The following is a 26,704-nucleotide window of genomic DNA, read 5'->3' as shown; positions in this document are numbered from 1 at the left end:
CTGTCACGACGTCATTCGCGCGCAGGCAGGGCAAAAACCGAGCATCCGGGATAGCCAAACCCCCACCTCCACGGCAGGCCACTACAGGGTCCGCCACCAAATCGCACGGCCATATACATCGCCTCAGCTGTAATCGTATGGACCGATCGAATCTGATCAGGCGTCATGTCATAGCGTTGGGCATATGTGTCGGCATGGGATTCGCCGTGTCCTTTCACGCAAGCGCGCAGAGTGTCGTCGGCCGACAGGCGAGCGTCAAAACTGGATTCGGCACTGAGCGCTCCACCCGCATTGTGGTAGGCCCGGTCGTGCGTGACACAGCAGTATTCCCACGGCGGATGCTCTTCATAAAGCGCGCTGAATTTGGGGAACGTGTCCGCCACCAATCGCCAGCTTGAAGACAGCCCGCCGGAACAGCCGTCGGTTTCGAAAGGCTTCAATTCCGCGCCAACCCGGCTTTCCATCAGGGCGCGGTGTGCGGGCATCTCGACGCTGCGCATCAGGTCCTGCGCCTGTGCCGCTGTGCACAAAGCCGTCAATGCGACGGTGACCCTAAGGGCTTTCATCGCGCATACCCGAGGTATCGACAGACAGCCCGAAAGTGGTCGCCAGCCACAGGAGCAACCGCTCGCCCGGCCCCATTTCAGCGCGCACCCGAAGCACCTCGCGCGCCATGGCCGGCCGGTCGGTGATCAACCCATCCACACCCATCGACGCCATTGCCGACATTTGCAGCGGGTCGTTCACTGTCCAGACGTAGATATCCTTGCCCGCGTCATGGACCGACCGGATCAGACCGGGAGTGACCATATTCGCGTTGACCGCAAGGAAATCGCCGTCGAGCCCAGACAGATCACCGACCGCCGTGGCCGCCAGAACGCCGGCACGCCACTCGGGGCGCAAGGCCTTCATCTTTTGCACCGCCGGGTATTTCAGCGACATTGTGGCAATGTCATCCTGCATTTCCAGCTCTTCGACAATCGCGGCAACGCGGTTTTCCAGGTCGACATCGTGACCGTAATACTTCAACTCGATGATAACCCTGGACTTGCCTTTGGCCGCGCTCAGAACGTCATGCAGGGTCGGCGCCCGTTCCGAGGCATACTGCGGGTCGAACCAACTGCCGATATCGATCCCGGCCACATCGTCCATCGTGGCGTCCCAGACCTTGAGGTTCACGCCTGCCAACTTCATGAAATCACTGTCATGCGCGATGATGACCACGCCATCGGCGGTTTCCTGAACGTCGATCTCGACCCAGTCCGCCCCGTCCTCGATTGCTTTCAGAACCGAAGCCATCGTGTTTTCGGGCCGCAATGCAGCGGCGCCGCGGTGCCCGATGACATCCGCGTGGTCTGGCGCCTGAACGCGTTCCAGCAATTTCTGCCCAAACCACAGGCCGATCAGCAGCGCTGCAACCGCTGCCCCGACGGTCACAAGCACCGGCACCCGCAGGTCGCTGGGTTCAGGGTGGGGCATCGCATCGGTACTGGGTTCGAAAAACCCGTCCAACAGGACTGCGAGCGCGCCCAGAGCCCATGCCGCCAGGACAAGCCCCGCCAATGACCAAAGGCCAGCTACCGCAAGGCTGAGCATCAGGGCGAGTTTCAGATTTGCCCCCTGCTGCAAGGGAACAACTGCAAACAACAGGCCCGCGACAAACGCAATGACAGCTGCGATGGCGATACGAACGGCCAGCCAAAGGACCAGTTCGATCTTGAGACGACCGCGCTTGCCCTTCATACGCTGACCGCTTTCCGCGAAAGCCGCCGGGGGTGCAAGCCCTTCGAACAACACGAGGTGCAGGCCCAGCGCCCAGGCAGATAATTTGCGGATCAGAACCCAGGCCATCGCCAGAACGACCAGCCCGATCATGACCACGGCAACCCAGAAAGCGGGCGGATGAAAGGTCAGGTAATAGTTGATGTCGTACTCCGTCAGCGTCCACCAAGCGATCACCGCGGCAACGGCTACGAATGGCACCGCCAAAAGCAGGACGCGCAGTACCAGCCGCACGGCAAAACCGAACAACGCGGGCAGTCGCGACAGGATCACGCCAATTGCTGCGCTGCCTGCACGCCACGGGTCGCGTTCACCCATGCGCAGTGATCCGGCCATTACGGAAAAGACGAAGACCTCGGCCAGCAGAAACAGGCTCAGGATCACAACACCGGCGACAAAACCGGCGGGTGACAGCAGGAACATGGCGATGTCCTGATCGGTCAAAGCCGATTGATTGGACAACGACACGGCCAGATTGACCACAACAGCGACGCCAGGCGCGATCAGCGCGATCAGAAGTAGGCGCACGGCGATGTAAATCGGGACAAAGACCCGCCGCCGCGCCCAGGCACCGGCATAGGCATTTGTTACGGCTGAAAAATAAGTCACGCGGCGCCCTCCTGAATGGTTCGATCATTCAAGGCTGCGAAGACGTGAATTTCAAGCCAGAGTGTCAGCTTTCCTCGAGATCGGCCGCAAGGCGAAATCCGATGCGGTTCGCAGGCTTGTCCTCGACCGATTTGGGCAAGGCGCGCAGCATGACGTTCAACTGGCTGACATGCTGCACCAATTGGGTGCGTGCACCGGTGCCGTCAGAGCCATAGAAAGTGATGACATCGGGATCAAAATACCCCATCCCCTCGATCCGCATCACGCCGGCATCACCGCCCGTAAATCCCATGGCGACCTCGTGATCACCGTCCAGAGTTTTTTCAAAATTCTGTATATACAGGATCAGCCTCTCATAGGCCCATTGGGCCGGGCTCTTGGTGGCGACAGGCTTTTGCAAGGGACCAGGCAGTTTCTTCGTACCCGATTCCGCCTCGGGATTGGCGTGCACCTCATAGCAACGGGGCAAGGCTGCGGCTTCGGCGGCCTCGGCCGAGGTTTCGATCTGGTCCTGCATCTGGCTACCCTTTGCGCTGATACTCCCACGCCCCGTCCGCACGACGCGAGCGGGTGACAGCATCAATGTGGTAGAGATGGTTCAGATGTGCAACCGCCTCGACCAGCGCGAGGCCATACTCGCCCTCCTTGATCGGACGCTTGAACAAAGCCGTAAAACAGTCGGCCGCAGTTTTGGGCTGGTCCAGATCGCTCATCAATCGATCCAACGCGCCATGGTGATTTTCGATCAGTTGCCGCATCCGCACCGGCAGCCCGGTAAAGGGCAGTTTGTGCCCTCCCAGCACCAGATGATCCGGTCGCGCCAAGAGTTTCAAACGCTCGCAGGACTCAAGCCAATCCGCAACCGGGTCCGCCATGGGCTCGGTGGCGTACACCCCAAGATTTGAACTGATCGAGCTGAGGATCTGATCGCCGGTCAGCACCAGATTATCGTCGCGACACCAGAACGTTGCATGCTCGGGGGCGTGGCCATTGCCCATGTGCACGTCCCAGTCGCGCCCGCCCATGCGGATCACGTCGCCCTGCTTGACCCGGGTAAAACCCAGCGGCATCGGATAAACCACGTCTGCAAAATTAAATGGGCGATCCGCCATCCGCTTGGCCAGCACATCCGCAGCCATGCCGGCACTGCGATAGTAGTTCAGTGTCTCCTGTGGCCAGATTTCCTGAACGTCCAGCGACAACATGCGCGCGAACAGCCATGCCGTGCGCGTCGTCACCAACTCGGCCCCATGTTCGGATTGGAACCATCCGGCATTGCCGACATGGTCGGGATGGTGATGCGTGACGACAACCCGGTTGACAAGTTTGCCCGACAACGGCCCCGCCATCAGGTTTTCCCAGATGGCGCGTGTCTTCTTCGATGACAGCCCCGTGTCGATCACCGTCCAGCCGTCACCATCGTCAAGCGCATAGACATTCACATGGTCCAACGCCATCGGCAGCGGCAGTCGTATCCATAACACTCCGTCGGCAACTTCGACAGCTTCACCGTGGGCCGGAGGTTCGCCCCAGGGATACCGGATAATCTGCCCCATATCGCCGTCCATCAGACCGCCAACTCTTCGATGCCCAGCGCATAAAGGTCATCTGCGCCTTTCTGCGCCTGCGCCAGCAGACCCGCATGTTCGGGCAGCAAAGCGTTGATGTAATACCGCGCCAGTTTAGCCCGCGCGCCGTTGGGGTCGGCCAGTGCCGCGGACAAATGGTAATGCGCGCCAAGAACGCGCGCAAAGGCGGCCAAATAAGCTGATGCGCCGGCAAAGCGGTTGGCCATTTCGGTTTGCGAAACCAGCCACTCGGTCACTTCGCGCAGGGACTCTGTTGCCTCCCAAACCGGGCCGGCAAGTTCAGGTAGAGTGGCGCGCGCCTTCTCAGCCTGATCCTCGATCTCGTCCAGCAGGCGCGAGGCTGCGTCGCCGCCGTCCATCATCTTGCGTCCAACAAGGTCCATGGCCTGAATGCCGTTGGTGCCTTCGTAAATCGCAGTAACGCGCACATCGCGATAATACTGTGCGGCTCCGGTTTCCTCGATAAAGCCCATACCGCCATGCACCTGCACACCGGTCTCAGACACCCGCATCCCGGTCTGTGTACCAAACACCTTGCCGATCGGCGTCAGCAAAGCCGCCCGCGCTGCCCAGTCGGAATCCCCGGTTGCCTGTGCCATGTCGATGGCCGCGGCATTGGCCAGCATGATCGCCCGCGCCGCAAAAACATCGGCGCGCATGTCCATCAGCATCCGGCGCACATCCGCATGGTCGATGATGGCGCCCGAGGGCGTCTTGCCCTGTTTGCGTTCCAACGCGTAGGCCAGCGCATGCTGATAGGCCCCTTCCGCCGCACCGACGCCCTGCCCGCCGACACCGAGGCGCGCGTTGTTCATCATGGTGAACATGGCCGCCATACCGCCATGCTCGTGCCCCACAAGCCAGCCCCTGGCCCCGTCATACTGCATCACGCAGGTGGGCGAGCCATGCAGGCCCATCTTGTGCTCCAGCGAGACCACTTTCAGGTCGTTGGCAGCACCGGGGTCGCCGTTCTCGTCAGGGATGAACTTCGGCACCAGAAACAGCGAGATCCCCTTTGTTCCCGGCACCCCATCCGGCAAACGCGCCAGAACCAGATGGCACACGTTCTCGCAAAAGTCGTTGTCGCCCCACGAGATGAAGATCTTCTGCCCGGTAACGGCGTAGGTCCCATCGCCATTCGGCTCAGCCTTGGAGGTCAGCGCGCCGACATCCGAACCGGCTTGCGCCTCGGTCAGGTTCATGGTTCCGGACCATTCACCCGAAATCAGCTTGGGCAGATACAGCTCTTTCAGCGCGTCCGAAGCGTGATGCTCCAGCGCTTCGATCTGACCCTGGCTCATCAGCGGGGCCAGTTGCAGCGACAGGCAGGCCGCGCTCATCATCTCGTTCACCGCAGTGGTGACGGTCATCGGCAGGCCCATGCCGCCATATTCCGGGTTACCGCTCATGCCGATCCACCCGCCCTCGGCAATGGCTTTCCATCCTTCGGCATAGCCGGGAGAGGTGCGCAACACGCCATTTTCCAACCGCGCCGGTTCCAGATCGCCGGGACGTTGAAGCGGGGCCATGACCTCTTCGCACATTTTGCCTGCTTCGGTCAGGATGGCGCTGACCACGTCGGCGCTGGCCTCCGAGAATGTCTCGGTTTCGGCAATCCTGTCAAAGCCGACCACATGGTCCAGCAGGAACTGATAATCGGAGAGTGGGGCGCGATATGGCATGGCTTCCCTCGAAGGTCTTTTGAAGGTTTTGACGTGCGGGCTTGGAATCCGCAAGCCGCACCGGTAATCATCTGGGCTGGGACGATTACCTACCCTTCCACATGTTGCAAGCAACCAAAACGCGGCGTCACGACCCATGATCCCTTACCGCACCGAGTATTTGTCTGCCGATCCCGCCGGGTTGGCGCAAGCTGCCGACCTGCTGCGGCAGGGCCAGTTGGTCGCTTTCCCGACCGAGACGGTTTACGGGCTGGGCGGGGATGCTCTGAACGGTGAAGCGGTCGCGGCGATCTACGCCGCCAAGGAACGGCCCAGCTTTAACCCGCTGATTGCACATGTCGCCTCGGTCGAGGCGGCCCAACGGTTCGTCGAGTGGACGGATCAGGCCGATCAACTGGCCAGTGCCTTCTGGCCCGGTCCGTTGACTTTGGTCCTGCCACTGCGTCCGGGGCATGACGTTTCATCGCTGGTCACTGCCGGGCTGGACACATTGGCAGTTCGGGTTCCGGCGCATCCGACAGCGCGCGCATTGTTGCAGGCGGTCGACGGACCCGTCGCAGCGCCCTCGGCTAATCCGTCAGGCCGGATCAGCCCAACCACAGCGGAACACGTTCGCGCCGGGCTGGATGGGCGGATCGCTGCGGTTCTCGATGACGGTCCGTGCGGTGTCGGGCTGGAATCCACCATCGTCGGGCTGGCCGGAGAGCCTACTCTGTTGCGCCCCGGTGGCGTCGCGCTGGATCAGATCGAAGAGGTTCTGAATGCCAGGCTGCACCTCCACCAGGCACATGATGTGTTGACGGCACCCGGCCAGCTGCAATCGCACTACGCGCCCGAAGCTCCGGTTCGTCTGAACGCCGAGACACGTCAGGGCGACGAGATCTTGTTGGGGTTCGGTTCGGTGGACTGTGACGTAAACCTGTCCGCAAAAGGCGATTTGGCCGAGGCCGCGGCCAACCTGTTTGCAACCCTGCACGATCTGGATAGATCCGGCCGCCCAATCGCCGTAACGCCGATCCCCGTTGATGGTCTGGGTGCTGCCATCAACGACCGGCTGCGCCGGGCCGCCGCACCAAGAGGCTAGGCGCGGCCCGCGCTGGCCGACAATGTCAGCGGGTCGACGCCAAGGGTGGCCAGCGCCGCCTCCCATTTCTCGTCATCGGGCAGGTCGAACACCAATCTGGGGTCGGCATCCGTCGTCAACCAGCCATTCATGGCGATCTCATCCTCAAGCTGGCCGGGACCCCATCCGGAATAGCCCAGCGTCACCATCGCATTCAGCGGCCCACGGCCCGAGGCCAGATCCTCGAGGACATCCATCGTCGCGGTCATGCTGAAGTCGTTGCTGATTTGCATCGAGTGCAGATTGGCCTCGTAATCCGAAGAATGCAGGACGAACCCGCGTGACATTTCGACCGGACCGCCAAAATGCACCAGCCGCTCGCCTACGACCGGGATGCGGCACGCGATGTTAAGCTGTTCCAGCAGGGTTTTGATTCGCAAATCCGAGGGTTTGTTGACGATAAGCCCCATCGCCCCGTCATCCTCATGGCTGCACATGTAAACAACCGAGTGTTCGAAACGCGGATCACCCATGCCGGGCATCGCAATCAACAGTTTTCCGGTCAGGTCCATATGCGGGCAACTCTTTGCTCTGCTATCCTACAACAATGGCCCTGCAAGAAGGGGATTGGCAAGGGATCAACGGCAATTCTGATGGAATTCATCAAAGTGACCGGAACGTGACTTGGCAATTTGGTCTGCAAGGCGCATCTATAGGCTATGAGAACGCTCTGGAAACCCGCCGCGACCGCTCTGATCGCCGGCCTGAGTTTGGCGGCCCCTGCCCTTGCTCAGGGTGTGGAACAGCTTGTTCAACTGGAAGTTCTGGACGGCGGCAAAACTGCAGATGGAACCTATCAGGGCGCGTTGCGCCTGACGCTGAAGGACGGCTGGAAGACCTATTGGCGCGCGCCGGGTGACGCTGGCATTCCGCCGCAATTCGACTGGAGCCGCTCGCGCAATGTGAGCGAAATCTCGATCACCTGGCCAGCACCGCATATCTTCGACCAAAACGGTCTGCAATCCATCGGGTACGAAGACCAACTTGTGCTGCCGGTCGAGATCACTCCCAAGAACCCGGCCAAACCCGTGCGTTTGAAGGGCGAAATGGACCTGGGCATCTGCAAGGACGTCTGTGTCCCTGGTAAACTGAACTTCGATCATACGCTCGACGCAGAAGCGGGGCGCAATCCGGCAATTGCCGCTGCGCTGGCGCAACGACCGTTTTCTGCGCGCGAGGCCGGGGTGGCAGGTGCGTCGTGTCATTTGACACCCACAGAAGACGGCATGCGGATCGAGGCACACATCACCATGCCATCGGCGGGTGGAACCGAAGTTGCAGTCATCGAGCCGGGCAATCCCGCGCTATGGGCCTCGCAATCCGAGGCCGAACGGCGAGGGAACACCCTGATTGCCCGATCCGAGGTCATCAGCGCCTCTGGCGCGCCCTTTGCATTGGATCGGTCCGAGGTTCGGATCACCGTTCTTGGCACAAATCACGCAGTGGACATTCGCGGGTGCAGCGCTGGCTGATGCTATGAGCCGTTCTCCAAAAATCGGCGCATTGGCCGTTGTCGTTCATCGTGATCAGGTGTTGCTTGTTCGGCGCAACAAACAGCCCGACGCGGGCCTTTGGGGGTTTCCGGGCGGGCATGTTGAATGGGGCGAAACTGTAGCGCAGGCCGCAGCGCGCGAATTGATTGAAGAAACCAGCGTAACTGCACAACCACAGTCTTATCTCGAAAATTTCGACCTGCTGCATCGCGACGACAACGGCGAGGTAAGCGCGCACTACCTGCTGGTTGGCGTGGCCTGCGAGTATCAATCAGGTACACCCGTGGCAGGTGACGATGCACGCGAGGCCCGTTGGTTCCCGGTCGACCAAATCATAAGCAACAGCCTACCGATGAGCGATCGGGTCTCCGATCTGTTGAAAACTGCGTTGCACCGTGATCAGACTTTGGCGCGCCCGGACAAACGCGCGTAAAGCAACCCCGATACCACGACCCCGATCAGCAGGATCACCGCTGCCCCGGCTGCAAAGACACCAAGACCCATCTGCAGCGCGCTCGGCCCGTCCTCGCCGGGGTAAAGATCCGCGAGCGGCACCATAGGCGCTCCTGAAACGGCCGGCCAAATCATCGAAACTGCCAACCAAAGTGCAAGAACGAATCCGGTTGCCGACACGGCCCGTCGCACCACGACATCCGGTGCCCGCAATGCGCGGCGCATGGCGATCATTGGGCGGGTAATATCATTCAGGATAGCCAGCAGCGCGGGCACCAGCAGCAGAACCAGCAACATTCCAAAGCCCAGCCCGTAGACCAGCGTGATTACCGTTGGCTTGAGGAATTGCGCCTGTTGCGAACCCTCATACAGCAGCGGCGTCAGGCCCAATACGGTGGTGAGTGTTGTCAGCATTACCGGGCGCAACCGGTCTGCTGCCCCTTCGACAATCGAGGGCACTAGCCCGCGATCCTGCTGATATGCGTCTATCGTCGTCACCAGAACGATCGAGTCGTTGATCACAATCCCGGTCATTCCCAGCAGACCCACAACGGTAAACATGCTGAGCGGCACGTCCCAAATGTAATGCCCCCAGATCGCCCCCACCAGGCCAAAGGGGATAATCGCCATCACGACAAGCGGCCGTGTCCAGCTGGCAAAGACCCACGCCAACACCAGATAGATGCCGGTCAGACACAAAATCAGTCCGGTGCGCGCCTCGGCAAGAAACTGATCCTCCTGCTCACTGAGGCCTGCCATATACCATTTGACCTGTCGCTCAGCCTCGATTTTGGGCAGGATATCTTCGCGTATGGCCCGCGCGATTTCTGCGGCCTGCGCCGGATCATCTTCGGAAATGTCACCGCCCACGGTTATCACCCGCAGACCGTTTTCACGACGAATGATTGAAAAACCCGACTTCCGCTCGACCGAGACGATATCGGCCAGCGGCACATAGACGCCGTCCGGCGACCGCATCAGCGTGCGCTCCAGGAAATCGGCGGTCAGCTCATTCTCGGGCAGTTCCACGCGAATCTCGGTACTGCGTGGCCCATCCGGGAAGGTGGCGGCCTCGACACCGTTCAGCCGATCCCGCAAAACGCGACCCAGGGTTTCAATGCGGAAACCCAGCGCCTCGCCCTGTGCGGTCAGGTCCAGGATAAACTCTTCCTTGTCATAGGCCAGGTCATCCTCGAGCGCGGATACCTCAGTGTACTTGGACAAGGCCGTCTGAAGGTCCTCGGACGCTGATTTCAGCGTGTTTACATCCGCCCCATAAAACAGAACTTCAATGGCGTCACCGCCCGGCCCCGAACGCCAGCCCCGAAAGCTGAGCAGCTCGACCTTGGGATGGCGCGGCACGAAGTCCTGCAACTCGCCCACAAACTCGAAACTGGAATAAGGTCGCAGGTCGGCATCGATCAGCTCGATCGAGATTCCGCCCAACAAGTCGGTATCCTTGCCGTCAGCGGCGGACAGACCCCATCCAGCGGAGCCTCCGACCTCGGCCAGAACATAGTCAATGGGATTGAGGCCATGGCGCTCTTCGTAAATCTGGCCCAGTTCTTCAGCCGCCTGCTGAACAATGCGCATCATTTCCAGCGTATCCGACCGGGTGGCGCCTTCGACCATGATGAAATTGCCGGTGACCGAACCGCGTTCGGGCGCATTGAAGAACCGCCAGTTCACGTCGCCTCTGATAAACAACGCAATCTGACTGGCGAGTATCACCAACATCAGCGCCACGACCACATAGCGCGCCCAGACAACCCAGGCGACCAGCGGGCGGAACAGGTGATCGCGAACCCAGCGGAACCCCCGGTTCACCACACGGTTAGGCAGATCGTACCAGTGTTCCTTGGCCGAATGCGCAATGGCATGGGCCATGTGGTTGGGCAGGATCAGGAAGCACTCGATCAAAGAGGCGATCAGCACGGCAATCACGGTGAAAGGAATGTCACGGATCAGCTCACCAAACCGTCCGCCAATCGCCGTCAGCCCGAAAAATGCGATAACGGTGGTCAGGGTCGCGGCAAAGACCGGCATCGCCATACGACGCGCAGCACGTTCAGCGGCAACCATGGGTGCCTCGCCCAGACGGCGGGCGCGGAAATCGGCGTGTTCGCCCACAACGATGGCATCGTCCACCACGATCCCAAGTGTGATGATCAGGCCGAACAGCGACACCATATTGATCGAAAGACCGCCCAGATACATCAACGCAATTGCAGCGGACATCGCCACGGGAATACCCGCCGCCACCCAAAAGGCAATGCGCGCGTTGAGAAACAGAAACAGCAGGCAGACAACAAGGCCCAGCCCGACGAGGCCGTTGTCGACCAGAATATCAAGACGGTCAGTGATGGCCTGCGCCCGGGTGCGTATCAGCTCGATCGTGATCCCTTCCGGCAGGCTGGCCTGCATTTCCTGCACCACGTCTTCAACCGTGCGCTGAATCCCGATCGCATCTCCCAGGTTGGATCTGTCCACCCGGATGGACATTGCCGGGTTATCGCCGACAAAATAGCTTCGGTTTCGGTTGACCCCTTCAACGCGGATTTCCGCAACGTCCCCGACGACCAGTTTGGAACCGTCCGCGAATGTGCGGAGCGCAATTCCTTCGATTTCTTCAGGTGTGCGTTTTTCCGCGCCGGTCCGAATACGGGCGTTTGCCCCGGTCACGTCTCCCGCCGGATTGGCCGTCACTTCGGCCGCGATGGCCGAGGAGATTTCGGACAGCGAAATGTCATTGGCGATCAGTTGTGCTGTGGGAACCTCAACCACGATACGCGGGGCAGCCAGACCCCGGATTGTGGTCCTGGTCACGCCCGCTGCAAACAGGCGGTTGATCAACTCATCCGTGAATTTCGCCAGTTGTTCCGATTCAATCGGCCCGGTGATAACGACGTCTGTTACGCGGTCCCGCCAGGCCGCGCGTCGGATTGTGGGTTCTTCGGAATCCGCAGGCAGGTTTGTCACACCGTCGATAGCGGTTCGAACCTCTTCAACGGCGCGGGACATGTCCCAGTTAGGCTCAAACTCCAGATCGATACGCGCCGATCCCTCGCGAGAGGTCGATTCAGTCGCGGCAACTCCTTCGACCGCCAAAAGCGCGGGTTCCAGCAATTGTATGATGCCATTGTCCACATCCTCGGGGCCCGCGCCCTCCCATTCGATGTCCACAATGACAGATTCCAGGATCACATCCGGAAAGAACTGCGCCCGCATGTTCGGAATGGCGGCAGCGCCCAGAACCAGCATAACCAGCAGCAACAGGTTCGCGACCGTCCGGTGGCGGGTGAAATAGCTGAGGACGCCGCCTGCCGCACCGGGAATCTCGCGCATCATGCCCGTTAACCCCCGGCGCGGGTTTCAAGCCGGCGCACAAGCGATGCGGGCACGCTGCTTTCTCGAAGCTGGCCCAGCACTTTGTCCTTGTCGGCCTGCGGCATGGCTTCGCTGGCTTCGACCTGCGCCATCAACTGAGCGCGCTTTTCGTCCGACAGCTCGACCATGTCAGGCCCGGCACCGGCCTCGGCCCGCAGCGGGCGCACGCGAACACCCGAACCCAGCAGCGGCGTGCGGCCAATCACAACCTCGCGCCCCGCCAGACCTTCGCCCCGCAACAGAACCTCGTCACCCTGACGTCGGATCAGCTGCACCGGCAACGGCTCCAGCCGGTCATCCGCGCCGAGAACCAGAACATTGCCAGTCGCGTCCAACACCGAAGACGGCAACCGCACGACATTGTCCAATGCTTGCTCTTGCACCGAGACCGTGACGAAATCCCCCGGTTTGAACCCCGGCGCTTCATCCAGGCGCGCATAAATCAGACGCCCTGTCTGTCCTTCGCCTGCCGAACCGCTGTCGCGGCTGATGCGTCCTGTAGCTACCAAGTCAGTCCCGGTCACCTCCAGTGAAACGGTGACCGGCGCGGCGATCAGATCGCCCGCATCGTCCAACAATCGCACGTATTGCGCGGTTGAAACCCGGAATGCGACTTCCAGCGCATTCGGGTCCACCAACTCGGCCAGTTTTTCATTCGCTGCAACAAGCCGACCTTCGACCAGAGTGACCCCCGTCAGAGTTCCGGCAAATCGGGCGTGTATGGTCATGTCCTCCAGATCACGCTCGGCCCCTTCCAGCGCGATCCGAGCGCGGGACAGAAGAGTCGTTGCCTGATCGACCCGTGACTCTGCCTGCGCCAAGTTGATACGGCTGGACAGCACGGCTTGTTGGGCGGAGGTCGCGGCCAGTTCCGCCTCTTCAACGCTGGCAGCTGCCCCAACGCCGCGCGATTGCAGATCCCGTTGGCGCTGCAACGCCCGTTCCCGAAGCTCGGCCTGTGCTTCGGCCGATTTCAATTCGTCCTGCGCCAGCAGCAGCGAGCGTTCCGCGTCACGCTCTTCGAATTGCGCATCCAACAGATCGGATTTGGCGCGATCCAGCGCCGATTGCATGTCGGCAGGATCAAGCTCGACCAGCAATTCGCCAGCGGTCACCGTGCCGCCATCTTCGAAATCATCGGCCAGCGATATGACGCGCCCGCCCAGGGCCGCGCGCAGTTCCAGCCTGCGGCGGCTTTGGACCTGACCAAAAGCTTCCAGGTAAGGTGTTACCGTTTCCGGTTCAGCCGTCCGGACGGTGACCGCAAATATCCGTTCCCGCGCCTCGGTCGGCGGAGCGTCACGCGTCATTACATCCTGAACCGCCCCAACGATCATCTGAGCGGCCACAAGCAACAGGCCCAGCGTCAAAAACGCCAGGAAAACACCCACAAGGCTTTGCCGCAGAAATCGCATCGATCACTATACTCCGGTCGCACATGCTGCCTGACGCAAATGGTAGCCGCAGGGCAAAAATTGCCAAGCCACAAAGCGGTTATGATGCGTTAAACGCTGAACCAGTCTACTTCCGTCGCAGATTTTCGTCCAATCGGGGCATTATTTCCACGAAATTGCAGGGCCGGTGGCGGTAATCGAACTGCTTTTCCAGAATGGCATCCCACGCATCCTTGCAGGCGCCGGGACTTCCCGGAAGGGCAAAAAGATACGTGCCACCAGCCACGCCACCCGTGGCGCGGGACTGTACGGCCGAGGTGCCGATCTTTTCCATGGAAACAATGGTGAACACGGTACCGAAAGCCTCGATTTCCTTTTCATATACGTCTCTGTGCGCCTCGACGGTGACGTCGCGACCGGTCAGGCCGGTGCCGCCGGTCGAGATCACGACATCTATCTCCGGGTCCGCAACCCAAAGGCGTAGCTGAGCAGCAATTTCGGTGCGTTCATCCCGAATGATCTGGCGATCAATCAGCACATGCCCGGCCCGTTCAATCCGATCCGCCAATGTCTGGCCCGACCGATCGTCTTCAATCGATCGCGTGTCTGAAACGGTCAGAATGGCGATCCGGACAGGAATGAACTCCATGCTTTCATCAATTCGCGACATAAGGCGTCAGGCCCTTTCCATGATGGCAAGCCGGATCGCCAGAGCAGCAAAAATACTGCCTGTGACCCAACCCAAAATACGAGATGCCCGGGGGTTGGAGATCAGCACCCGCCCCGCACCTCCGGCAAAAATACCGGCGAATCCATTCACCACGAACCCACCCAGTGAGATGATGGCGCCGAAGATCAGGAACTGCAGCAGGATCGAACCCTGCGCCGGGTCAACGAACTGAGGAATGAAGGCCAGAACGAACAGAATGACCTTGGGATTGGTCAGGTTCACGACCAAACCATCCCGGAAGGCAAATCGAGTTGGCTTGGCAGGGCCATCAACCGATACCGCCCCGTTTCGGATTGCACCCCACGCAAGGTAAAGCAGGTAGGCGACCCCCAACCAACGGATGACGTCGAAAAGCCATGGCATTGTGGACACCGCAGCGCCCAACCCAAGCCCGGCCAACAAGACATGCACCATGGACCCAACAGATATTCCGACGCTGGCGGCCAGAGCCGATCCGGATCCGGACCGCAGCCCCTGTCCGAAACAGAACATCATATCCGCCCCGGGCGTGAGGTTCAGAACCAGCGCGGCCGGCACAAATGCCAGCAAGGTAACGGTTTCGATCATGCCGCGACCTCGAACCAGTTTACCCTTGGCCCGAGGTTGGCCACCTGTGTTCGCCCAATTGCGCCCCGATAACCCCAACTGTCATGAATATGACCGCAAAGGGCGAATACGGGTTGAACCCGTTCAATCGCGTCCCTGACCGCGACAGACCCCACAGACACGCCCTGTGACGTGGTATCGCCATAGCCTTTCGGCGGGGAATGCACGATCATTATGTCCGCCGTATCGCAGCGATCCAGCATCTCGGTAGCCTCTGATTCAGTCAGGTCGCAGGACCAGTCTCCGAACGGTGTTACGGGCACTCCGTAGCCCAGCCCAAACAGGCGCACCCCATCCACGGTCATGCCCGAGCCGTGCAGAACATGCACCCCTTCGGGCGCCGCATCGGTCAATTCGCCGGCACTTTCGGCATTGCCGGGCACCAGAACCAGCGGCGCCGAAATACCCGACAGCATTGCCATCGCTTCGTCCAGCCCCTGACGCATGTTGCAATAGTCCCCAGCTCCGATCACCAGATCCGCGTCGACACTGGCGGCAACCAGATCCGCAGCCCTGTTGCGGGCCATATGCAAGTCGGAAAAGGCCAATATCTTCATGACTTGGTCTCCATCCTTGCCTTCAGCTCCAGAAGATCCGCCCATGCCTGCCGCTTCATTTGCGGTTGGCGCAGCAGATAGGCGGGGTGGAACATTGGAATCACCGGCAAGTTCAACGCCTGGTCCCATTGGCCGCGCAGGCGGGTTATGCCTCGTTTGCCCAGCACGGCCTGACAGCTGATGTTTCCCATGACCACCAGAATTTCGGGCTTTGCCAGCGCGACGTGCCGTTCCAGGAACGGCTTCATCATCCCGATTTCCTCAGGCTTTGGATCGCGGTTTTGCGGCGGCCTCCAAGGCAGGACATTGGTGATATAGACGTTCCGGCTGCGATCCAGATCGATCGCCGCCAGCATTCGGTCCAGAAGTTGCCCGGCGCGGCCGACAAACGGTTTTCCTTCACGGTCCTCGTCGCGACCGGGTGCCTCGCCAATGATCATCACCGGCGCGCCCGGAGTACCGTCAGCGAAAACCAACTGCCGCGCGCCGCGTTTCAATTCGCAAAGGTCAAAAGCTTCCATCGCATCGCGCAACTCAGACAGCGAATTCGCCGATTTTGCGGCCTGTAGCGCCACTTCGGCCGCATCGACTTTTTTGGGTTTGGACGGTGTCGCGGCTGCGGCCACGGGCTTTTTGACCTTGGGCGCTGTATCCGGAAGCGCATAACGGTCAATCGGAGCGTCTCCCACAGCATCAGTCACGCCGAGTTCCACCTGCCATTCCAGCAGGGCCCGCGCAGTGTGATAGTCCAAACCCGATTCCATACGATCAATTTACTCGCCTGAGGGCTGAGGGGAAGCGAATAGACCTTGCCATGTCGCTCGGTCGCACCGACCATGGCCGCATTCATGTTGCTGTCTATGCGAATCCTTTTGATCGGACTGGTGTTTGCCGTTGCAGGCAACGATCCCGTTGCGGCCCATTTCCATGACAAAACCGGCCAATGCCGGGCAGGTCAGATCAAGTGCGGCAGAAACTGCTGCCCGGCCGGTCAGCGATGCAGCTTTGACGGCAGATGCATCCCGCCGGGCCACACTTATTGCGGCGGAGGGCGTACCTGCGGGCCATTCGAGCGCTGCGTGGCAGGTGGCACGCGCTGTGCGCCCGCAGGAGCAAACAAATGTACCTCGCGGCTCGACTGCCCCGGCGGCAGTTTCTGCAACGGGCGCGGTGAATGCGAACGGATCACCCCTGAATTCAACCCGGGTGCGGCCGCTCCGGGCCTGCCCACTGCCTGCGAGGACGGGCGAACCTGCTCTGCGGGATCGTCCTGCCTGCCGGGCGGCGGATGCTCGCGACCCGGCTGGTTTCTGTGCGAAGAAACCGGATCGCAGTGTCGACCCGGATTCAAATGCTCGGAACATCAGGGCTGCGTACCGATCAAAGCGATTGACTGCGGCTACGGCAAATGGTGCAAACCCGACGAGCGCTGCCTGCCCGAAGGCGGATGCGAGAAACTGCCCGAAGGAACCGAACCTTAGGTTGCCTAGGCGCGCGCGGCTTTCTATAAGCGGGCCGATTGTCAGACAGGAGCCCGCCCATGCGTTTCGCCCATCGTCACCTTCTTGGCATCGAGCATCTGTCGCAATCCGATATCACCGCCATTCTCGACCTTGCCGAAAAATACGTCGACCTGAACCGGCAATCGGCCAAGCATTCAGACGTTCTGTCGGGCCTCACGCAGATCAATATGTTCTTCGAAAACTCGACCCGCACGCAGGCCAGTTTCGAACTGGCCGGCAAGCGGCTGGGAGCGGACGTGATGAACATGGCAATGCAGGCCAGCTCGATCAAAAAGGGTGAAACGCTGATCGACACGGCGATGACGCTGAACGCGATGCATCCCGATCTGCTGGTGGTGCGGCACCCCCATTCCGGCGCGGTCGACCTGCTGGCGCAAAAGGTGAACTGCGCCGTGCTGAACGCGGGCGACGGGCGGCACGAGCACCCGACACAGGCTCTGTTGGACGCGCTGACGATCCGCCGCGCCAAGGGGCGTCTGCACCGGTTGAACATCGCCATTTGCGGGGATGTCGCCCATTCCCGGGTGGCGCGATCGAACCTGATCCTGCTCGGCAAGATGGAGAACCGCATCCGCCTGATCGGCCCGCCAACGCTAGTGCCGTCGCAATTTGGCGAGTTCGGAGCCGAGATCTACGACGACATGAACGAGGGCCTGAAAGACGTCGATGTCGTCATGATGTTGCGCCTTCAGAAGGAACGCATGGACGGCGGCTTCATCCCCTCGGAACGCGAATACTACCACCGCTACGGTCTGGACGCCGCCAAGTTGGCGCTGGCCAAGCCCGATGCCATCGTCATGCATCCCGGACCGATGAACCGGGGGGTCGAGATTGACGGCACGCTGGCCGACGACATCAACCGCTCGGTCATTCAGGAGCAGGTTGAAATGGGTGTTGCGGTCCGAATGGCCGCAATGGAACTGTTGGCCCGCAATCTGAGGGATGCCGCATGAGTAATCTGACCGTCGCCCCCCATGAACGCGGCGTGTTGCGCCTGTTTTCACTGGACATGCGCCCGGAAGAGGCGAAGTTTCTGCGCGAACCCGGTGCCGCCGACCAGGTTCTGGGTGTCGCCGGGCTGGACCCCGAGCAGATCGACGTTTTCCCGGTCTCCGACCTCGAAGATCTGGGCCTTTATGGATACCTGAGCGAAGGTTGCGGCGTATCAGATGATCAACTGAACCGGGCCACCTTGGACGCCGTCGAAGGCTGGGTCATGGTCCTGCGCAGCGCCGCGTTTGGCGGACGGGCGGCAACGCTGATCCCCGACCGTCGGGTGCACCTGATCGGGCTCTACACCGAAGAGGCCACCAACTGGACCGGCGGCATGATCGAGACCGAAAGCGCCAAACCATTCTCAGCACCGCAATCCGCTCCTGAGGAAAACAAACAAAATCGCGTCGGGTCGGCTGTTCTGGCCCTTTTGATCCTTCTGGTTCTCGGAGGCGCCTTGTGGCTGATCCTGTAACCTTCGCCCCTGACAAAGGGGCCTACGTTCGCACCAACGCATGGCTTGCTGCGGTAGCCATGGCGGGCGCGATGGTCGTGCTCTGGCTGATTGGAAGCCCCTATGTCTGGACTGGCGCACCCGCCGGACTTGCCGCGATCGGTATCCGGGCCTGGTATCTGGCGTCGGAAGAACTGGTCGCCACATGGCAGATGACCGACACCGCTCTCTCCGGTCCCGGCGCACGAAAGGTTGCCTTGAGCCAGATCGAGGCGGTCAACACCATCGGCAGCTTTGTCCAGGTCGTCACCAAAGGCGGCGACAAACACCTGATCAAATATCAGGCAGACCCCGCCGCCACGAAAGCCGCCATCGAAAGGTCGATCAGATGAGCAACTTTTTTTTCACCAACGCCCGACTGATCGACCCCGAGGCCAGGGAGGACTCGATCGGATGGTTGCAGGTCGCCGGCGGTCGGATCGTTGGAAAAGGCGACGGGGAAGCTCCTTCAGGTGATGGGCAAACCATTGACTGCGCCGGACACTGCCTGGCTCCGGGTATTGTTGATATCGGCGTCAAGGTTTGTGAGCCCGGTGAGCGTCATAAGGAGAGCTACAAGTCCGCAGGCCTCGCCGCCGCAGCCGGGGGAGTGACCACGATTGTCACCCGCCCGGACACCATTCCGGCGGTCGATACGCCCGAAACACTGGAGTTTGCGACACGCCGCGCGCAAGCCGATGCGCCGGTCAACGTGTTGCCGATGGCAGCACTGACCAAAGGCCGCGAAGGGCGTGAGATGACCGAGATCGGTTTCTTGCAAGATGCAGGTGCCATAGCCTTCACGGATTGCGATCATGTCGTTGCCAATACCAAGGTGTATTCCCGCGCTCTGACCTATGCAAAATCCTGCGGTGCGCTGGTTATTGCCCATCCTCAGGACCCGGGTCTCAGCAATGGCGCCGCGGCGACAAGTGGAAAATTCGCCGCCCTGCGCGGTCTGCCCGCCGTATCGCCGATGGCCGAGCGGATGGGGCTGGACCGCGACATCGCGCTGCTTGAGATGACCGGCGCGGCCTATCACGCCGATCAGATCACCACCGCCCGCGCTTTGCCCGCGCTGGAACGGGCCAAGAGGAATGGGCTGGACATCACCGCAGGCACCTCGATCCACCATCTGACCTTGAATGAACTGGACGTCGCCGACTATCGCACTTTCTTCAAGGTCAAGCCGCCGTTGCGATCCGAGGATGACCGACAGGCGGTTATCGATGCAGTGCGCAGCGGTCTGATCGACACGATCAGTTCGATGCACACCCCGCAGGACGAGGAAAGCAAGCGACTGCCATTTGAAGAGGCAGCCTCGGGCGCGGTTGCGCTTGAGACGCTGTTGCCGGCGGCCTTGCGACTGTATCATGCGGATCAGCTGGATTTGCCGACACTGTTCCGCGCAATGGCACTGAACCCCGCAAAACGACTGGGCCTGGAGACGGGTCGTCTGTCCGCGGGTGCGCCCGCCGATCTGGTTCTTTTTGATCCCGATGTCCCCTTTGTTCTGGACCGTTTCACCCTGAAATCGAAATCCCAGAATACGCCGTTTGACGGCCAGCGCATGCAGGGTAAGGTCACCGCAACCTATGTCGCTGGAAAAGAAGTCTACCGGAGAGCCTGATGCCCCAACTCGACAGCACCGTCGTCCAACTGCTTCAATGGGCTGTTCTGGGTTATCTTTTGGGTTCGATCCCCTTCGGCATGATCATTGCGCGCGTCATGGGGCTGGGCAATCTGCGCAAAATCGGATCCGGCAATATCGGTGCGACCAACGTCCTGCGCACCGGTAATAAAGGTGCGGCAGCACTGACGTTGATCCTTGACGGGGCCAAGGGCGCAGCAGCGGTTCTGCTTGCGCGCACCTTTGCCGGGGAAGACGCCGCCCAGTTTGCGGCGGCAACTGCGTTTCTGGGTCACTGCTTTCCTATCTGGCTGGGTTTCAAGGGTGGCAAAGGGGTCGCGACCTTTCTGGGCCTGTGGCTGGCGCTGGACTGGCGCGTCGGCGTTGCCTGCTGCCTGACCTGGCTGGCTGCCGCCGCGATCTGGCGAATCTCGTCCGTGGGCGCACTGGCCGCGGCCGCACTGTCGACGACCTGGGTAATGGTCCTGACGAATGGATCGACGTTCATTCTGGGATTGTTCCTGACCGTCCTTGTCTATTGGCGGCACAGCGCGAATCTTGCCCGTATCAAAGCCGGAACCGAGCCGAAAATCGGCAAGTCGTGACTGCAACCGAACCGTTTCTGAATGCGTTTTTTGCCCTACCGACCGGGACATTTACCGGGAATGCCGGCCCCAGACGGTACGTTGCCACCCGTTCCTCACTGGCAGGCGGAAAGTCTCACAAGCTGGTTGCGCATGAATTGGGCGGAACAGACTACATCAGCCTTAATCTGTACCTGACACGTAATAGCGGATCATTGTTGCGGCCCTGCGAAATGCCAGTTGAAAAGGTTGTGGATTTTGTCATGGCCTTCCGGCCAGACCTGCGGAAATGAACACCTGATATTCACGACCGCACATTCACAATTGATTGCTTTGAACGTGAACGGGCCGTTGCCCAACTCGGGTTTTGTGACCGCCAATTACAGCCGGCACAGAAATCAATCCGGGTCGCCCGAGCAAAATTATGGTGCTCTGACAGCGGCTCTGTTCACGAAAGGTAATATCATGAACAAGATCAAATCCATTATTGGTGGCGTAGCGCTGTCAGTTGCCATCGCAAGCTCGACTCTGGCTGCGGGCGTCGAGCTGAACACCACCACCACCGGTTTGGCGCTGCAGGGCTACGACCCGGTCGCCTACTTCACCGAAGGAGCGCCAACCAAGGGCGACTGGCAAATCACCGCGATCCACAATGACGCAATGTATCGCTTTGCCAACGAAGAAAACAAAGCAGCGTTCGAAGAAAACCCCGAGGCCTACCTGCCGGCCTATGGCGGTTACTGCGCCTTCGGTGCGGCGATGGGCTTCAAGTTCGACGGCGACCCGAACTACTGGAAGATTGTTGACGACAAGCTGTATCTGAACCTGTCCGAAGGCATCCAGAAGCGCTGGGAAGGTGATATCCCCGGCTTTATCGAGCAGGCCAGCACAAACTGGGAAACCATTGCTGACAAGACCCCTGCGGAACTGCAGCAGCAATAATCTGCTGAATAATTCCAGCGCGTCGGCGGCGGATTGTATCCGTCGCCGATTGTCGTTTGAAGACACAACGTCCGGGACATATCTGAACTTTCAGATAAGCGTTCAGTTGAAATGGACCAGCGCCGCCAGCGTTGAAGGCTGCGCGAAATCGGGCCGGAATTAGGAAATCCAGTGATCTGGTCGCAGGGCCAGAACGTATGTCTCGGTACAAGGCCGTCGTGGTTGAGCTGCGATGGTCACCATTTGATCGAAAGGAATAAGAAATGGCAGGAAAATTGGCATTGGCCACCGTGGTCGCAACTCTGGCCGCCAGTTCGGCAATGGCGCAATCTTCAGGAAACTGGACCGGCTTTTATGGCGGCGCGCAAATCGGATATGCCGATATCGACACCAGCCTGTCCGGCGTTGACGGCGATGGTGTCATCGGTGGTATTATTCTGGGTTACGACTACGACCTGGGCGATTGGGTCGTCGGTGGTGGGTTTGACTATGACTGGACGGATGTTGATTTGTCCGGCGCAGCCACGGTCGAGAATGTCTGGCGCCTGAAGGCCCGGGCCGGGTACAAAGTGAATCCCCAGGGCCTGCTGTATGGTACGGCAGGCTACGCCGATGCGGATACCGACACGCTGGGAAGTGACGATGGCTGGTTCATCGGTGCCGGCTACGAACAGATCGTGGCGCCGAATATCAGTGTCGCGGGTGAGATTCTGTACCACGAGTTTGACAATTTCAATTCAAGCGGCGTGGATGTGGATGCAACCACTTTCCAGATCCGCGCAGCATACCGGTTCTGATAAGTCTGAACGGCCCTGGTGCAACATGCCAGGGCCGTATCAATCAGGGTTCGAGGATCGTGCTGCCGGTTGTCTGACGCTCCTCCAACGCGCGGTGGGCATCGGCCACCTGATCCATCAGAAAAATCTGATCGACGTGAATCTTGACCTCTCGCCCGTCCACCTTACCGAACAATCGACGCGCCATCGCCTGACAGACGTTCGGGTCTGCGATATGGGTAAACAAGGTTGGCCGCGTCAGCTTCAGAGAGCCCTTCTGTGCCAATACCCCGATATCCAGCGGCGGCACCGGCCCCGAGGCGTTGCCGTATGAAATCATCATGCCAAGGGGTTTCAGGCAATCGAGCGAGCCCTGAAACGTATCAGCGCCGACCGAGTCCATCACGGCATCCACACCCTTGCCGCCAGTGATTTCGGCCACGCGATCCACGAAATTCTCGGTCCTGTAATTGATGCAATGGGCGGCGCCGTTGAAATGGGCCCGGCTGCACTTTTCATCGGTTCCGGCCGTGCCGATCAGGGTGATTCCTTCGGATTTGGCCCACTGGCAGGCGATCAACCCGACACCCCCGGCTGCAGCGTGAAACAGAACCGTATCGCCGCGCTTCAGCGGGGTTGTGCGGTGGAACAGGTACTCAACCGTCATTCCCTTTAGCATCATCGCCGCCGCGGTCTTGAAGGAAATGCTTTCCGGCAATGGACAGACCTGCGCGGCCGGCATCACGCGCGCCTGAGTGTAGGCGCCAGCCGGCGCCGCAGCATATGCTGCTCGTTGTCCGGGCTCCAAGTGCGTCACGCCTTCGCCAACGGCTTCGATCACTCCCGCAGCTTCCATTCCCAACGCATGGGGCAGTTCCAGTGGGTACAAACCACTGCGCTGATAGACATCAATGAAATTCAGCCCACAGGCATAGTGGCGGATACGCACCTCGCCGGGACCCGGATCACCGACCTCGCGATCTTCGATCCGCAGGACCTCGGGACCGCCGGTTTCATGGATGACTACAGTTCTTGCCGTCTGCTGCATGATGCTCTCCCTGCTGGTTTGTTGCAAAGCTAACACGCCTGCACGACAGAGCAATCCACTCGGTCACGCATCAATGAGCAGACAAATAAAGGAAAATGTGCTAAGGTTGTATCTGGCGTTGCCGGATCATCCGGTTACGACAACTTGGATACCGGATGCATCCCGCCACGCACCCACGCCAGGCAAGGGGATGAAGATGGACAAGACAATCGGCAACCCAATCAGCTGGATCGCCCGCCACCTCGGCGCGAGCAGCGATCATATGGTCGAAAGCGTTTCGACCATCGGCAGTTCGGAAACGCAGCAACTGCCGATGGTTCAAACGCTGACGCTGCAGGATTTGCGTGCCTGTCTGCAGGCTGGTTATCACGACTTCCTCGAAACACGCGCTGACGCAATTTTCATCGTGCTGATCTATCCCATTGCGGGGTTGTTGATGTTTGGCATCGGGATGAACATGGACATGGTTCCCCTGCTGGCGCCCTTGATTGCAGGTTTTGCGCTGATAGGTCCGGTGGCCGCGGTAGGTCTATATGAAATCAGCCGCAAACGGGAACAGGGCGGTGCCGTGCATTGGCTGGACGCGTTCGGCGTTTTCCAGTCCCCATCTTTTGGAGCCATACTGGCGCTCGGGTTCTACCTTGTCATGTTGCTGCTGGTCTGGCTGTTGGTGGCGCAGGGCGTCTATGTCCTGACGCTGGGGCCCGAACCTCCGGCATCGCTAAGCGCATTTGCCGCTGACGTCTTCACCACCGGTGCTGGGTGGACAATGATAATCGTCGGAACAGCCATCGGATTCCTGTTCGCTCTAGTTGCTCTGGCGGTCAGTGTCGTCAGCTTTCCCCTGCTTCTGGACAGAAAAGTGGGATTACCGGTGGCAGTGGTTACCTCGGTGCGCGTTCTGCGCCACAACCCCGGGGTCATATTGACATGGGGGTTCATCGTTGCCGCGCTGTTGGTGATAGGGGCAATTCCGATGTTGCTCGGGCTGATCGTCGTCATGCCGGTGCTCGGCCACGCTACCTGGCACCTGTATCGCAGGGCTGTCGCCTGACTGAAAAATGCGCGCGAGACAAGCTCGCGCGCCAGCCTCAACCGGCTACTTTAAGGACAATTTTGCCGATATGGCCTGAGCTTTCCATGCGTGCGTGGGCGGCAGCGGCGTCAGCCAGATCAAACTCGCTATCCATGACAGGCGCGACTTTCCCAGCCTCAAGCAGTGGCCAGACGGCCTCGCGCAGGTCCTGCGCAATCTTCGCTTTGGCCAGATCGCTTTGCGGTCGCAACGTGCTGCCGGTCAGGGTCAACCGTTTGACCATCATCAGCGCGAAGTTCAGCTCGGTCACGGGACCCTGCAAAAACGCAATCTGAACCAGACGCCCATCCTCGGCCAAGGCTTTGACGTTGCGGGGAATATAGTCACCGCCAACCATGTCCAGGATCAGGTTCGCCCCACCCTCGGCCCGCATGGCGGCCACGAAATCCTCGTCACGATAGTTGATGGCTTTTTCCGCGCCAAGTTCGACACAGGCCGCACATTTCTCATCCGATCCTGCGGTGGCAAAAACGCGTGCGCCAAAGGCATTGGCCAATTGAATCGCAGTCGTGCCGATGCCGCTGGAGCCGCCGTGGACCAGGAATCTCTCCCCGGCTTTCAGACCGCCGCGGGTGAAGACATTGGACCAGACGGTAAAGAAGGTTTCCGGCAGGCACGCGGCTTCTTTCATACCCATTCCGGCCGGAACCGGCAGACAATGCGCAGCCGGCGTTGCAACATAGTCGGCATAGCCGCCACCCGGTAGCAACGCACAAACCTTATCGCCGACCGACACGCCCTCGACCCCGGAGCCCAAAGCCACCACTTCACCCGACGCCTCAAGCCCCGGCAAATCACTGGCGCCGGGGGGCGGATCGTACGCACCGGCTCGTTGCAGGGCATCCGGGCGGTTCACACCGGCATAGGCGACCTTCAGGACGACCTGACCGTTTTCGGGCACCGGCACAGGCCGCTCGGTCAACTGCAATACGTCCGGTCCACCGGGCGTCGTGATTTCAACGGCACGCATCGTCTGGCTCATCCGCAGCTCCTCTTTTTTTTCAATGGCTAGCAGGCATCCGTGCAAAGACCCAGCCGATTATTCGACTACTTTCGGGGCGTCAGCGACCCCGGCAGCCCCGCGCCGGACCTGTTTGGTGCCTTCACCTGTCCCGCCAGCCAGTTGGGCACCGCAAGGAATGGTTTCAGCAGGGGATTGCCATTCACCTGCGCCTTGAATTTTTCGAACTGCATCACACCTTCGATGCGCCGGTCCAAAAACTCCCACGTGGCCTGATGATCGGTGCTGTCGTCGCCCAGCCAATACAACAGGGTCGAGGAATACACGCCGGACAATGTGGCCCGTTTCGTGTACCAGTTCACATCCTCCGACGTGTCGCCCAGCGCGTTCCAGATAAGGTCACAGGTGCCCCACACGGCTTTTGCGCCATCGGCCGCATATATCGGCAGCGAAAACAGCGTCACGCCACGGCGCACCGCCTCTTTGTCCTGAACTGCCTGCAGGCGAAAGCGGACGGCGGCAGCGATCTTGTCGCGGAATTTCAGGCCGCTCAGGTCCTCGGATTCGATTCGTTCCAGCATCAATGCGTCGCCGCGCGCGTGAAAGGCCAGCGCCAGATCCACCGCGCCGCGCGGACAGATGGCGCGCGCCAGCCCTTCGTCCAGGCCGCTGTCGGTAATCGCCTCACGAAAGCTGGATTCAGACCAGCCATCGAACGGCACATGGTCCAGCATGGCATCCAATAATTGCTGTTTCGCTTCTTCATAGGTCACGGTCATGGCGGTTCTCCGGTTCTCGGGGCCAGTACTAGACAAGTTAGGCATGCTTTGCTATACGGCCACTTCCTGCAATTTCCTTGCAACTCTATCTAGAAAGGTGGTGACAACCACATGCAGGTTAGTGTTCGCGACAACAATGTCGATCAGGCGCTTCGTGCCCTGAAGAAAAAGCTGCAGCGCGAAGGCGTGTTCCGCGAAATGAAGCTGAAGCAACATTTCGAGAAACCGTCCGAGAAAAAAGCGCGCGAGAAAGCTGAAGCGATCCGCCGTGCCCGTAAACTGGCACGCAAGAAAGCCCAGCGCGAAGGTCTGCTCTAAGACTTTCCTCGTCCAGCTTTGGATGACACTATTTGACGACCCCCGAGGCCCCGCCCGGGGGTTTGTCGTTTTCAGGTAAGTCAGAACTTGCCGGTTGCCCGTTTTTTGCAACGCGGCAACCCGCCGATGGGGGACCAACCCGCTTGGTCGGCATAT

General features: G+C 60.2%; 28 protein-coding genes. 13 read left to right on the top strand and 15 right to left on the bottom strand.

Annotated features, from left to right (window positions below; translation table 11 throughout):
* Positions 1-11: 11 nt before the first annotated feature.
* The 5 genes from AC2TDJ_RS19405 to AC2TDJ_RS19385 all read right to left on the bottom strand — a co-directional run bounded on the left by AC2TDJ_RS19405 (position 12) and on the right by AC2TDJ_RS19385 (position 5,662).
* Positions 12-566, bottom strand: a complete 555-nt coding sequence (locus AC2TDJ_RS19405; RefSeq protein ID WP_480844339.1) for a hypothetical protein — start codon at positions 564-566, stop codon at positions 12-14.
* On the bottom strand, positions 553-2,391 hold the full coding sequence (locus AC2TDJ_RS19400; RefSeq protein WP_480844338.1) for a glycerophosphodiester phosphodiesterase: 1,839 nt from the start codon (positions 2,389-2,391) through the stop codon (positions 553-555). The genes AC2TDJ_RS19405 and AC2TDJ_RS19400 overlap by 14 nt, the downstream gene beginning before the upstream one ends.
* Before the next feature lie 64 nt (positions 2,392-2,455).
* Positions 2,456-2,908 carry a DUF6173 family protein gene (locus AC2TDJ_RS19395; RefSeq protein ID WP_480844337.1) on the bottom strand — a complete coding sequence of 151 codons (453 nt, stop codon included), beginning with the start codon at positions 2,906-2,908 and terminating at the stop codon, positions 2,456-2,458.
* A gap of 4 nt (positions 2,909-2,912) precedes the next feature.
* On the bottom strand, positions 2,913-3,947 hold the full coding sequence (locus tag AC2TDJ_RS19390; protein WP_480844336.1) for an MBL fold metallo-hydrolase: 1,035 nt from the start codon (positions 3,945-3,947) through the stop codon (positions 2,913-2,915).
* Positions 3,948-3,958: 11 nt separating this feature from the next.
* Positions 3,959-5,662 (bottom strand): acyl-CoA dehydrogenase, encoded by a 1,704-nt coding sequence (locus AC2TDJ_RS19385; RefSeq protein WP_480844335.1) that lies wholly within the window; start codon positions 5,660-5,662, stop codon positions 3,959-3,961.
* Positions 5,663-5,798: 136 nt separating this feature from the next.
* Between AC2TDJ_RS19385 and AC2TDJ_RS19380 the strand changes: the two genes are divergently transcribed.
* Positions 5,799-6,746, top strand: a complete 948-nt coding sequence (locus tag AC2TDJ_RS19380; RefSeq protein WP_480844334.1) for an L-threonylcarbamoyladenylate synthase — start codon at positions 5,799-5,801, stop codon at positions 6,744-6,746.
* Here AC2TDJ_RS19380 and AC2TDJ_RS19375 read toward each other — a convergent pair.
* Positions 6,743-7,297, bottom strand: a complete 555-nt coding sequence (locus tag AC2TDJ_RS19375) for a YqgE/AlgH family protein (RefSeq protein ID WP_480844333.1) — start codon at positions 7,295-7,297, stop codon at positions 6,743-6,745. The two genes, AC2TDJ_RS19380 and AC2TDJ_RS19375, sit on opposite strands and share 4 nt — an antisense overlap.
* A gap of 147 nt (positions 7,298-7,444) precedes the next feature.
* On the opposite strand from AC2TDJ_RS19375, the gene AC2TDJ_RS19370 reads away from it, so the two are divergent.
* Both AC2TDJ_RS19370 and AC2TDJ_RS19365 read left to right on the top strand, forming a co-directional pair.
* Positions 7,445-8,257 carry a protein-disulfide reductase DsbD domain-containing protein gene (locus AC2TDJ_RS19370; RefSeq protein WP_480844332.1) on the top strand — a complete coding sequence of 271 codons (813 nt, stop codon included), beginning with the start codon at positions 7,445-7,447 and terminating at the stop codon, positions 8,255-8,257.
* Complete coding sequence (locus tag AC2TDJ_RS19365; protein ID WP_480844331.1) at positions 8,211-8,711, top strand: NUDIX hydrolase; 501 nt, start codon at positions 8,211-8,213, stop codon at positions 8,709-8,711. The genes AC2TDJ_RS19370 and AC2TDJ_RS19365 overlap by 47 nt, the downstream gene beginning before the upstream one ends.
* Here AC2TDJ_RS19365 and AC2TDJ_RS19360 read toward each other — a convergent pair.
* The 6 genes from AC2TDJ_RS19360 to AC2TDJ_RS19335 form a co-directional block, all read right to left on the bottom strand.
* Positions 8,678-12,079, bottom strand: coding sequence for an efflux RND transporter permease subunit (locus AC2TDJ_RS19360; protein WP_480844330.1), 3,402 nt, complete (start codon positions 12,077-12,079; stop codon positions 8,678-8,680). The genes AC2TDJ_RS19365 and AC2TDJ_RS19360 overlap by 34 nt on opposite strands.
* Positions 12,080-12,084: 5 nt before the next feature.
* Positions 12,085-13,533, bottom strand: coding sequence for an efflux RND transporter periplasmic adaptor subunit (locus AC2TDJ_RS19355; RefSeq protein WP_480844329.1), 1,449 nt, complete (start codon positions 13,531-13,533; stop codon positions 12,085-12,087).
* 106 nt (positions 13,534-13,639) lie between these two features.
* Positions 13,640-14,182 (bottom strand): molybdenum cofactor biosynthesis protein B, encoded by a 543-nt coding sequence (gene moaB / locus AC2TDJ_RS19350; protein WP_480844328.1) that lies wholly within the window; start codon positions 14,180-14,182, stop codon positions 13,640-13,642.
* A gap of 6 nt (positions 14,183-14,188) precedes the next feature.
* The gene (locus AC2TDJ_RS19345) at positions 14,189-14,809 is read right to left on the bottom strand and encodes a LysE family translocator (protein WP_480844327.1); all 621 of its coding nucleotides are present in this window, start codon (positions 14,807-14,809) and stop codon (positions 14,189-14,191) included.
* Complete coding sequence (locus AC2TDJ_RS19340; protein ID WP_480844326.1) at positions 14,806-15,405, bottom strand: metallophosphoesterase family protein; 600 nt, start codon at positions 15,403-15,405, stop codon at positions 14,806-14,808. Before AC2TDJ_RS19340 ends, AC2TDJ_RS19345 begins: the two co-directional genes overlap by 4 nt.
* Positions 15,402-16,169 (bottom strand): uracil-DNA glycosylase, encoded by a 768-nt coding sequence (locus AC2TDJ_RS19335; RefSeq protein ID WP_480844325.1) that lies wholly within the window; start codon positions 16,167-16,169, stop codon positions 15,402-15,404. Before AC2TDJ_RS19335 ends, AC2TDJ_RS19340 begins: the two co-directional genes overlap by 4 nt.
* Positions 16,170-16,265: 96 nt before the next feature.
* Here AC2TDJ_RS19335 and AC2TDJ_RS19330 point away from each other — a divergent pair, with 96 nt between their 5' ends.
* The 8 genes from AC2TDJ_RS19330 (at position 16,266) to AC2TDJ_RS19295 (ending at position 22,367) form a co-directional block, all read left to right on the top strand.
* On the top strand, positions 16,266-16,886 hold the full coding sequence (locus AC2TDJ_RS19330) for a scavenger receptor class F, member 2 (protein WP_480844324.1): 621 nt from the start codon (positions 16,266-16,268) through the stop codon (positions 16,884-16,886).
* A gap of 59 nt (positions 16,887-16,945) precedes the next feature.
* Entirely contained in the window at positions 16,946-17,881 is a 936-nt protein-coding gene (locus tag AC2TDJ_RS19325) for an aspartate carbamoyltransferase catalytic subunit (RefSeq protein ID WP_480844323.1), read from the top strand.
* Complete coding sequence (locus tag AC2TDJ_RS19320; RefSeq protein ID WP_480844322.1) at positions 17,878-18,396, top strand: hypothetical protein; 519 nt, start codon at positions 17,878-17,880, stop codon at positions 18,394-18,396. The genes AC2TDJ_RS19325 and AC2TDJ_RS19320 overlap by 4 nt, the downstream gene beginning before the upstream one ends.
* Positions 18,381-18,767, top strand: coding sequence for a hypothetical protein (locus AC2TDJ_RS19315; RefSeq protein WP_480844321.1), 387 nt, complete (start codon positions 18,381-18,383; stop codon positions 18,765-18,767). Before AC2TDJ_RS19320 ends, AC2TDJ_RS19315 begins: the two co-directional genes overlap by 16 nt.
* A complete protein-coding gene (gene pyrC / locus AC2TDJ_RS19310; RefSeq protein ID WP_480844320.1) occupies positions 18,764-20,044 on the top strand; it encodes a dihydroorotase in 1,281 nt (426 codons plus the stop codon). Before AC2TDJ_RS19315 ends, pyrC begins: the two co-directional genes overlap by 4 nt.
* Positions 20,044-20,649, top strand: a complete 606-nt coding sequence (plsY, locus tag AC2TDJ_RS19305; RefSeq protein WP_480844319.1) for a glycerol-3-phosphate 1-O-acyltransferase PlsY — start codon at positions 20,044-20,046, stop codon at positions 20,647-20,649. The genes pyrC and plsY overlap by 1 nt, the downstream gene beginning before the upstream one ends.
* A gap of 444 nt (positions 20,650-21,093) precedes the next feature.
* On the top strand, positions 21,094-21,570 hold the full coding sequence (locus AC2TDJ_RS19300; RefSeq protein ID WP_480844318.1) for a YHS domain-containing (seleno)protein: 477 nt from the start codon (positions 21,094-21,096) through the stop codon (positions 21,568-21,570).
* A 263-nt stretch (positions 21,571-21,833) separates the two neighbouring features.
* A complete protein-coding gene (locus tag AC2TDJ_RS19295) occupies positions 21,834-22,367 on the top strand; it encodes an outer membrane protein (protein ID WP_480844317.1) in 534 nt (177 codons plus the stop codon).
* 43 nt (positions 22,368-22,410) lie between these two features.
* On the opposite strand, the gene AC2TDJ_RS19290 is transcribed toward AC2TDJ_RS19295, so the two are convergent.
* Positions 22,411-23,394, bottom strand: a complete 984-nt coding sequence (locus tag AC2TDJ_RS19290; RefSeq protein WP_480844315.1) for a quinone oxidoreductase family protein — start codon at positions 23,392-23,394, stop codon at positions 22,411-22,413.
* 196 nt (positions 23,395-23,590) lie between these two features.
* Between AC2TDJ_RS19290 and AC2TDJ_RS19285 the strand changes: the two genes are divergently transcribed.
* On the top strand, positions 23,591-24,448 hold the full coding sequence (locus tag AC2TDJ_RS19285; RefSeq protein WP_480844354.1) for a DUF2189 domain-containing protein: 858 nt from the start codon (positions 23,591-23,593) through the stop codon (positions 24,446-24,448).
* Between the two features lie 37 nt (positions 24,449-24,485).
* On the opposite strand, the gene AC2TDJ_RS19280 is transcribed toward AC2TDJ_RS19285, so the two are convergent.
* Positions 24,486-25,472 carry an NAD(P)H-quinone oxidoreductase gene (locus AC2TDJ_RS19280; protein WP_480844314.1) on the bottom strand — a complete coding sequence of 329 codons (987 nt, stop codon included), beginning with the start codon at positions 25,470-25,472 and terminating at the stop codon, positions 24,486-24,488.
* A 65-nt stretch (positions 25,473-25,537) separates the two neighbouring features.
* A complete protein-coding gene (locus AC2TDJ_RS19275) occupies positions 25,538-26,230 on the bottom strand; it encodes a COQ9 family protein (protein WP_480844313.1) in 693 nt (230 codons plus the stop codon).
* Positions 26,231-26,341: 111 nt separating this feature from the next.
* Between AC2TDJ_RS19275 and rpsU the strand changes: the two genes are divergently transcribed.
* A complete protein-coding gene (rpsU, locus tag AC2TDJ_RS19270) occupies positions 26,342-26,548 on the top strand; it encodes a 30S ribosomal protein S21 (RefSeq protein ID WP_005614280.1) in 207 nt (68 codons plus the stop codon).
* Positions 26,549-26,704: the final 156 nt, after the last annotated feature.

It is taken from the genome of Ruegeria sp. HKCCD6647-2, assembly GCF_057221075.1.
The sequence above is the reverse complement of the archived record's forward strand: the minus strand, read 5'-3'. Positions and strand labels throughout refer to the sequence as shown.

What these genes read in the sequence shown, in the direction of transcription:
- pyrC (WP_480844320.1), top strand. Translation starts at nt 18,764, where the DNA reads ATGAGCAACTTTTTTTTCACCAACGCCCGACTGATCGACCCCGAGGCC.
- AC2TDJ_RS19390 (WP_480844336.1), bottom strand. Translation starts at nt 3,947, where the DNA reads ATGGGGCAGATTATCCGGTATCCCTGGGGCGAACCTCCGGCCCACGGT.
- moaB (WP_480844328.1), bottom strand. Translation starts at nt 14,182, where the DNA reads ATGTCGCGAATTGATGAAAGCATGGAGTTCATTCCTGTCCGGATCGCC.
- AC2TDJ_RS19345 (WP_480844327.1), bottom strand. Translation starts at nt 14,809, where the DNA reads ATGATCGAAACCGTTACCTTGCTGGCATTTGTGCCGGCCGCGCTGGTT.
- AC2TDJ_RS19355 (WP_480844329.1), bottom strand. Translation starts at nt 13,533, where the DNA reads ATGCGATTTCTGCGGCAAAGCCTTGTGGGTGTTTTCCTGGCGTTTTTG.
- AC2TDJ_RS19375 (WP_480844333.1), bottom strand. Translation starts at nt 7,297, where the DNA reads ATGGACCTGACCGGAAAACTGTTGATTGCGATGCCCGGCATGGGTGAT.
- AC2TDJ_RS19275 (WP_480844313.1), bottom strand. Translation starts at nt 26,230, where the DNA reads ATGACCGTGACCTATGAAGAAGCGAAACAGCAATTATTGGATGCCATG.
- AC2TDJ_RS19335 (WP_480844325.1), bottom strand. Translation starts at nt 16,169, where the DNA reads ATGGAATCGGGTTTGGACTATCACACTGCGCGGGCCCTGCTGGAATGG.
- AC2TDJ_RS19380 (WP_480844334.1), top strand. Translation starts at nt 5,799, where the DNA reads ATGATCCCTTACCGCACCGAGTATTTGTCTGCCGATCCCGCCGGGTTG.
- AC2TDJ_RS19280 (WP_480844314.1), bottom strand. Translation starts at nt 25,472, where the DNA reads ATGAGCCAGACGATGCGTGCCGTTGAAATCACGACGCCCGGTGGACCG.
- AC2TDJ_RS19340 (WP_480844326.1), bottom strand. Translation starts at nt 15,405, where the DNA reads ATGAAGATATTGGCCTTTTCCGACTTGCATATGGCCCGCAACAGGGCT.
- rpsU (WP_005614280.1), top strand. Translation starts at nt 26,342, where the DNA reads ATGCAGGTTAGTGTTCGCGACAACAATGTCGATCAGGCGCTTCGTGCC.
- AC2TDJ_RS19395 (WP_480844337.1), bottom strand. Translation starts at nt 2,908, where the DNA reads ATGCAGGACCAGATCGAAACCTCGGCCGAGGCCGCCGAAGCCGCAGCC.
- AC2TDJ_RS19325 (WP_480844323.1), top strand. Translation starts at nt 16,946, where the DNA reads ATGCGTTTCGCCCATCGTCACCTTCTTGGCATCGAGCATCTGTCGCAA.
- AC2TDJ_RS19285 (WP_480844354.1), top strand. Translation starts at nt 23,591, where the DNA reads ATGGACAAGACAATCGGCAACCCAATCAGCTGGATCGCCCGCCACCTC.
- AC2TDJ_RS19300 (WP_480844318.1), top strand. Translation starts at nt 21,094, where the DNA reads ATGAACAAGATCAAATCCATTATTGGTGGCGTAGCGCTGTCAGTTGCC.
- AC2TDJ_RS19405 (WP_480844339.1), bottom strand. Translation starts at nt 566, where the DNA reads ATGAAAGCCCTTAGGGTCACCGTCGCATTGACGGCTTTGTGCACAGCG.
- AC2TDJ_RS19290 (WP_480844315.1), bottom strand. Translation starts at nt 23,394, where the DNA reads ATGCAGCAGACGGCAAGAACTGTAGTCATCCATGAAACCGGCGGTCCC.
- AC2TDJ_RS19330 (WP_480844324.1), top strand. Translation starts at nt 16,266, where the DNA reads ATGCGAATCCTTTTGATCGGACTGGTGTTTGCCGTTGCAGGCAACGAT.
- AC2TDJ_RS19385 (WP_480844335.1), bottom strand. Translation starts at nt 5,662, where the DNA reads ATGCCATATCGCGCCCCACTCTCCGATTATCAGTTCCTGCTGGACCAT.
- AC2TDJ_RS19360 (WP_480844330.1), bottom strand. Translation starts at nt 12,079, where the DNA reads ATGATGCGCGAGATTCCCGGTGCGGCAGGCGGCGTCCTCAGCTATTTC.
- plsY (WP_480844319.1), top strand. Translation starts at nt 20,044, where the DNA reads ATGCCCCAACTCGACAGCACCGTCGTCCAACTGCTTCAATGGGCTGTT.
- AC2TDJ_RS19295 (WP_480844317.1), top strand. Translation starts at nt 21,834, where the DNA reads ATGGCAGGAAAATTGGCATTGGCCACCGTGGTCGCAACTCTGGCCGCC.
- AC2TDJ_RS19320 (WP_480844322.1), top strand. Translation starts at nt 17,878, where the DNA reads ATGAGTAATCTGACCGTCGCCCCCCATGAACGCGGCGTGTTGCGCCTG.
- AC2TDJ_RS19370 (WP_480844332.1), top strand. Translation starts at nt 7,445, where the DNA reads ATGAGAACGCTCTGGAAACCCGCCGCGACCGCTCTGATCGCCGGCCTG.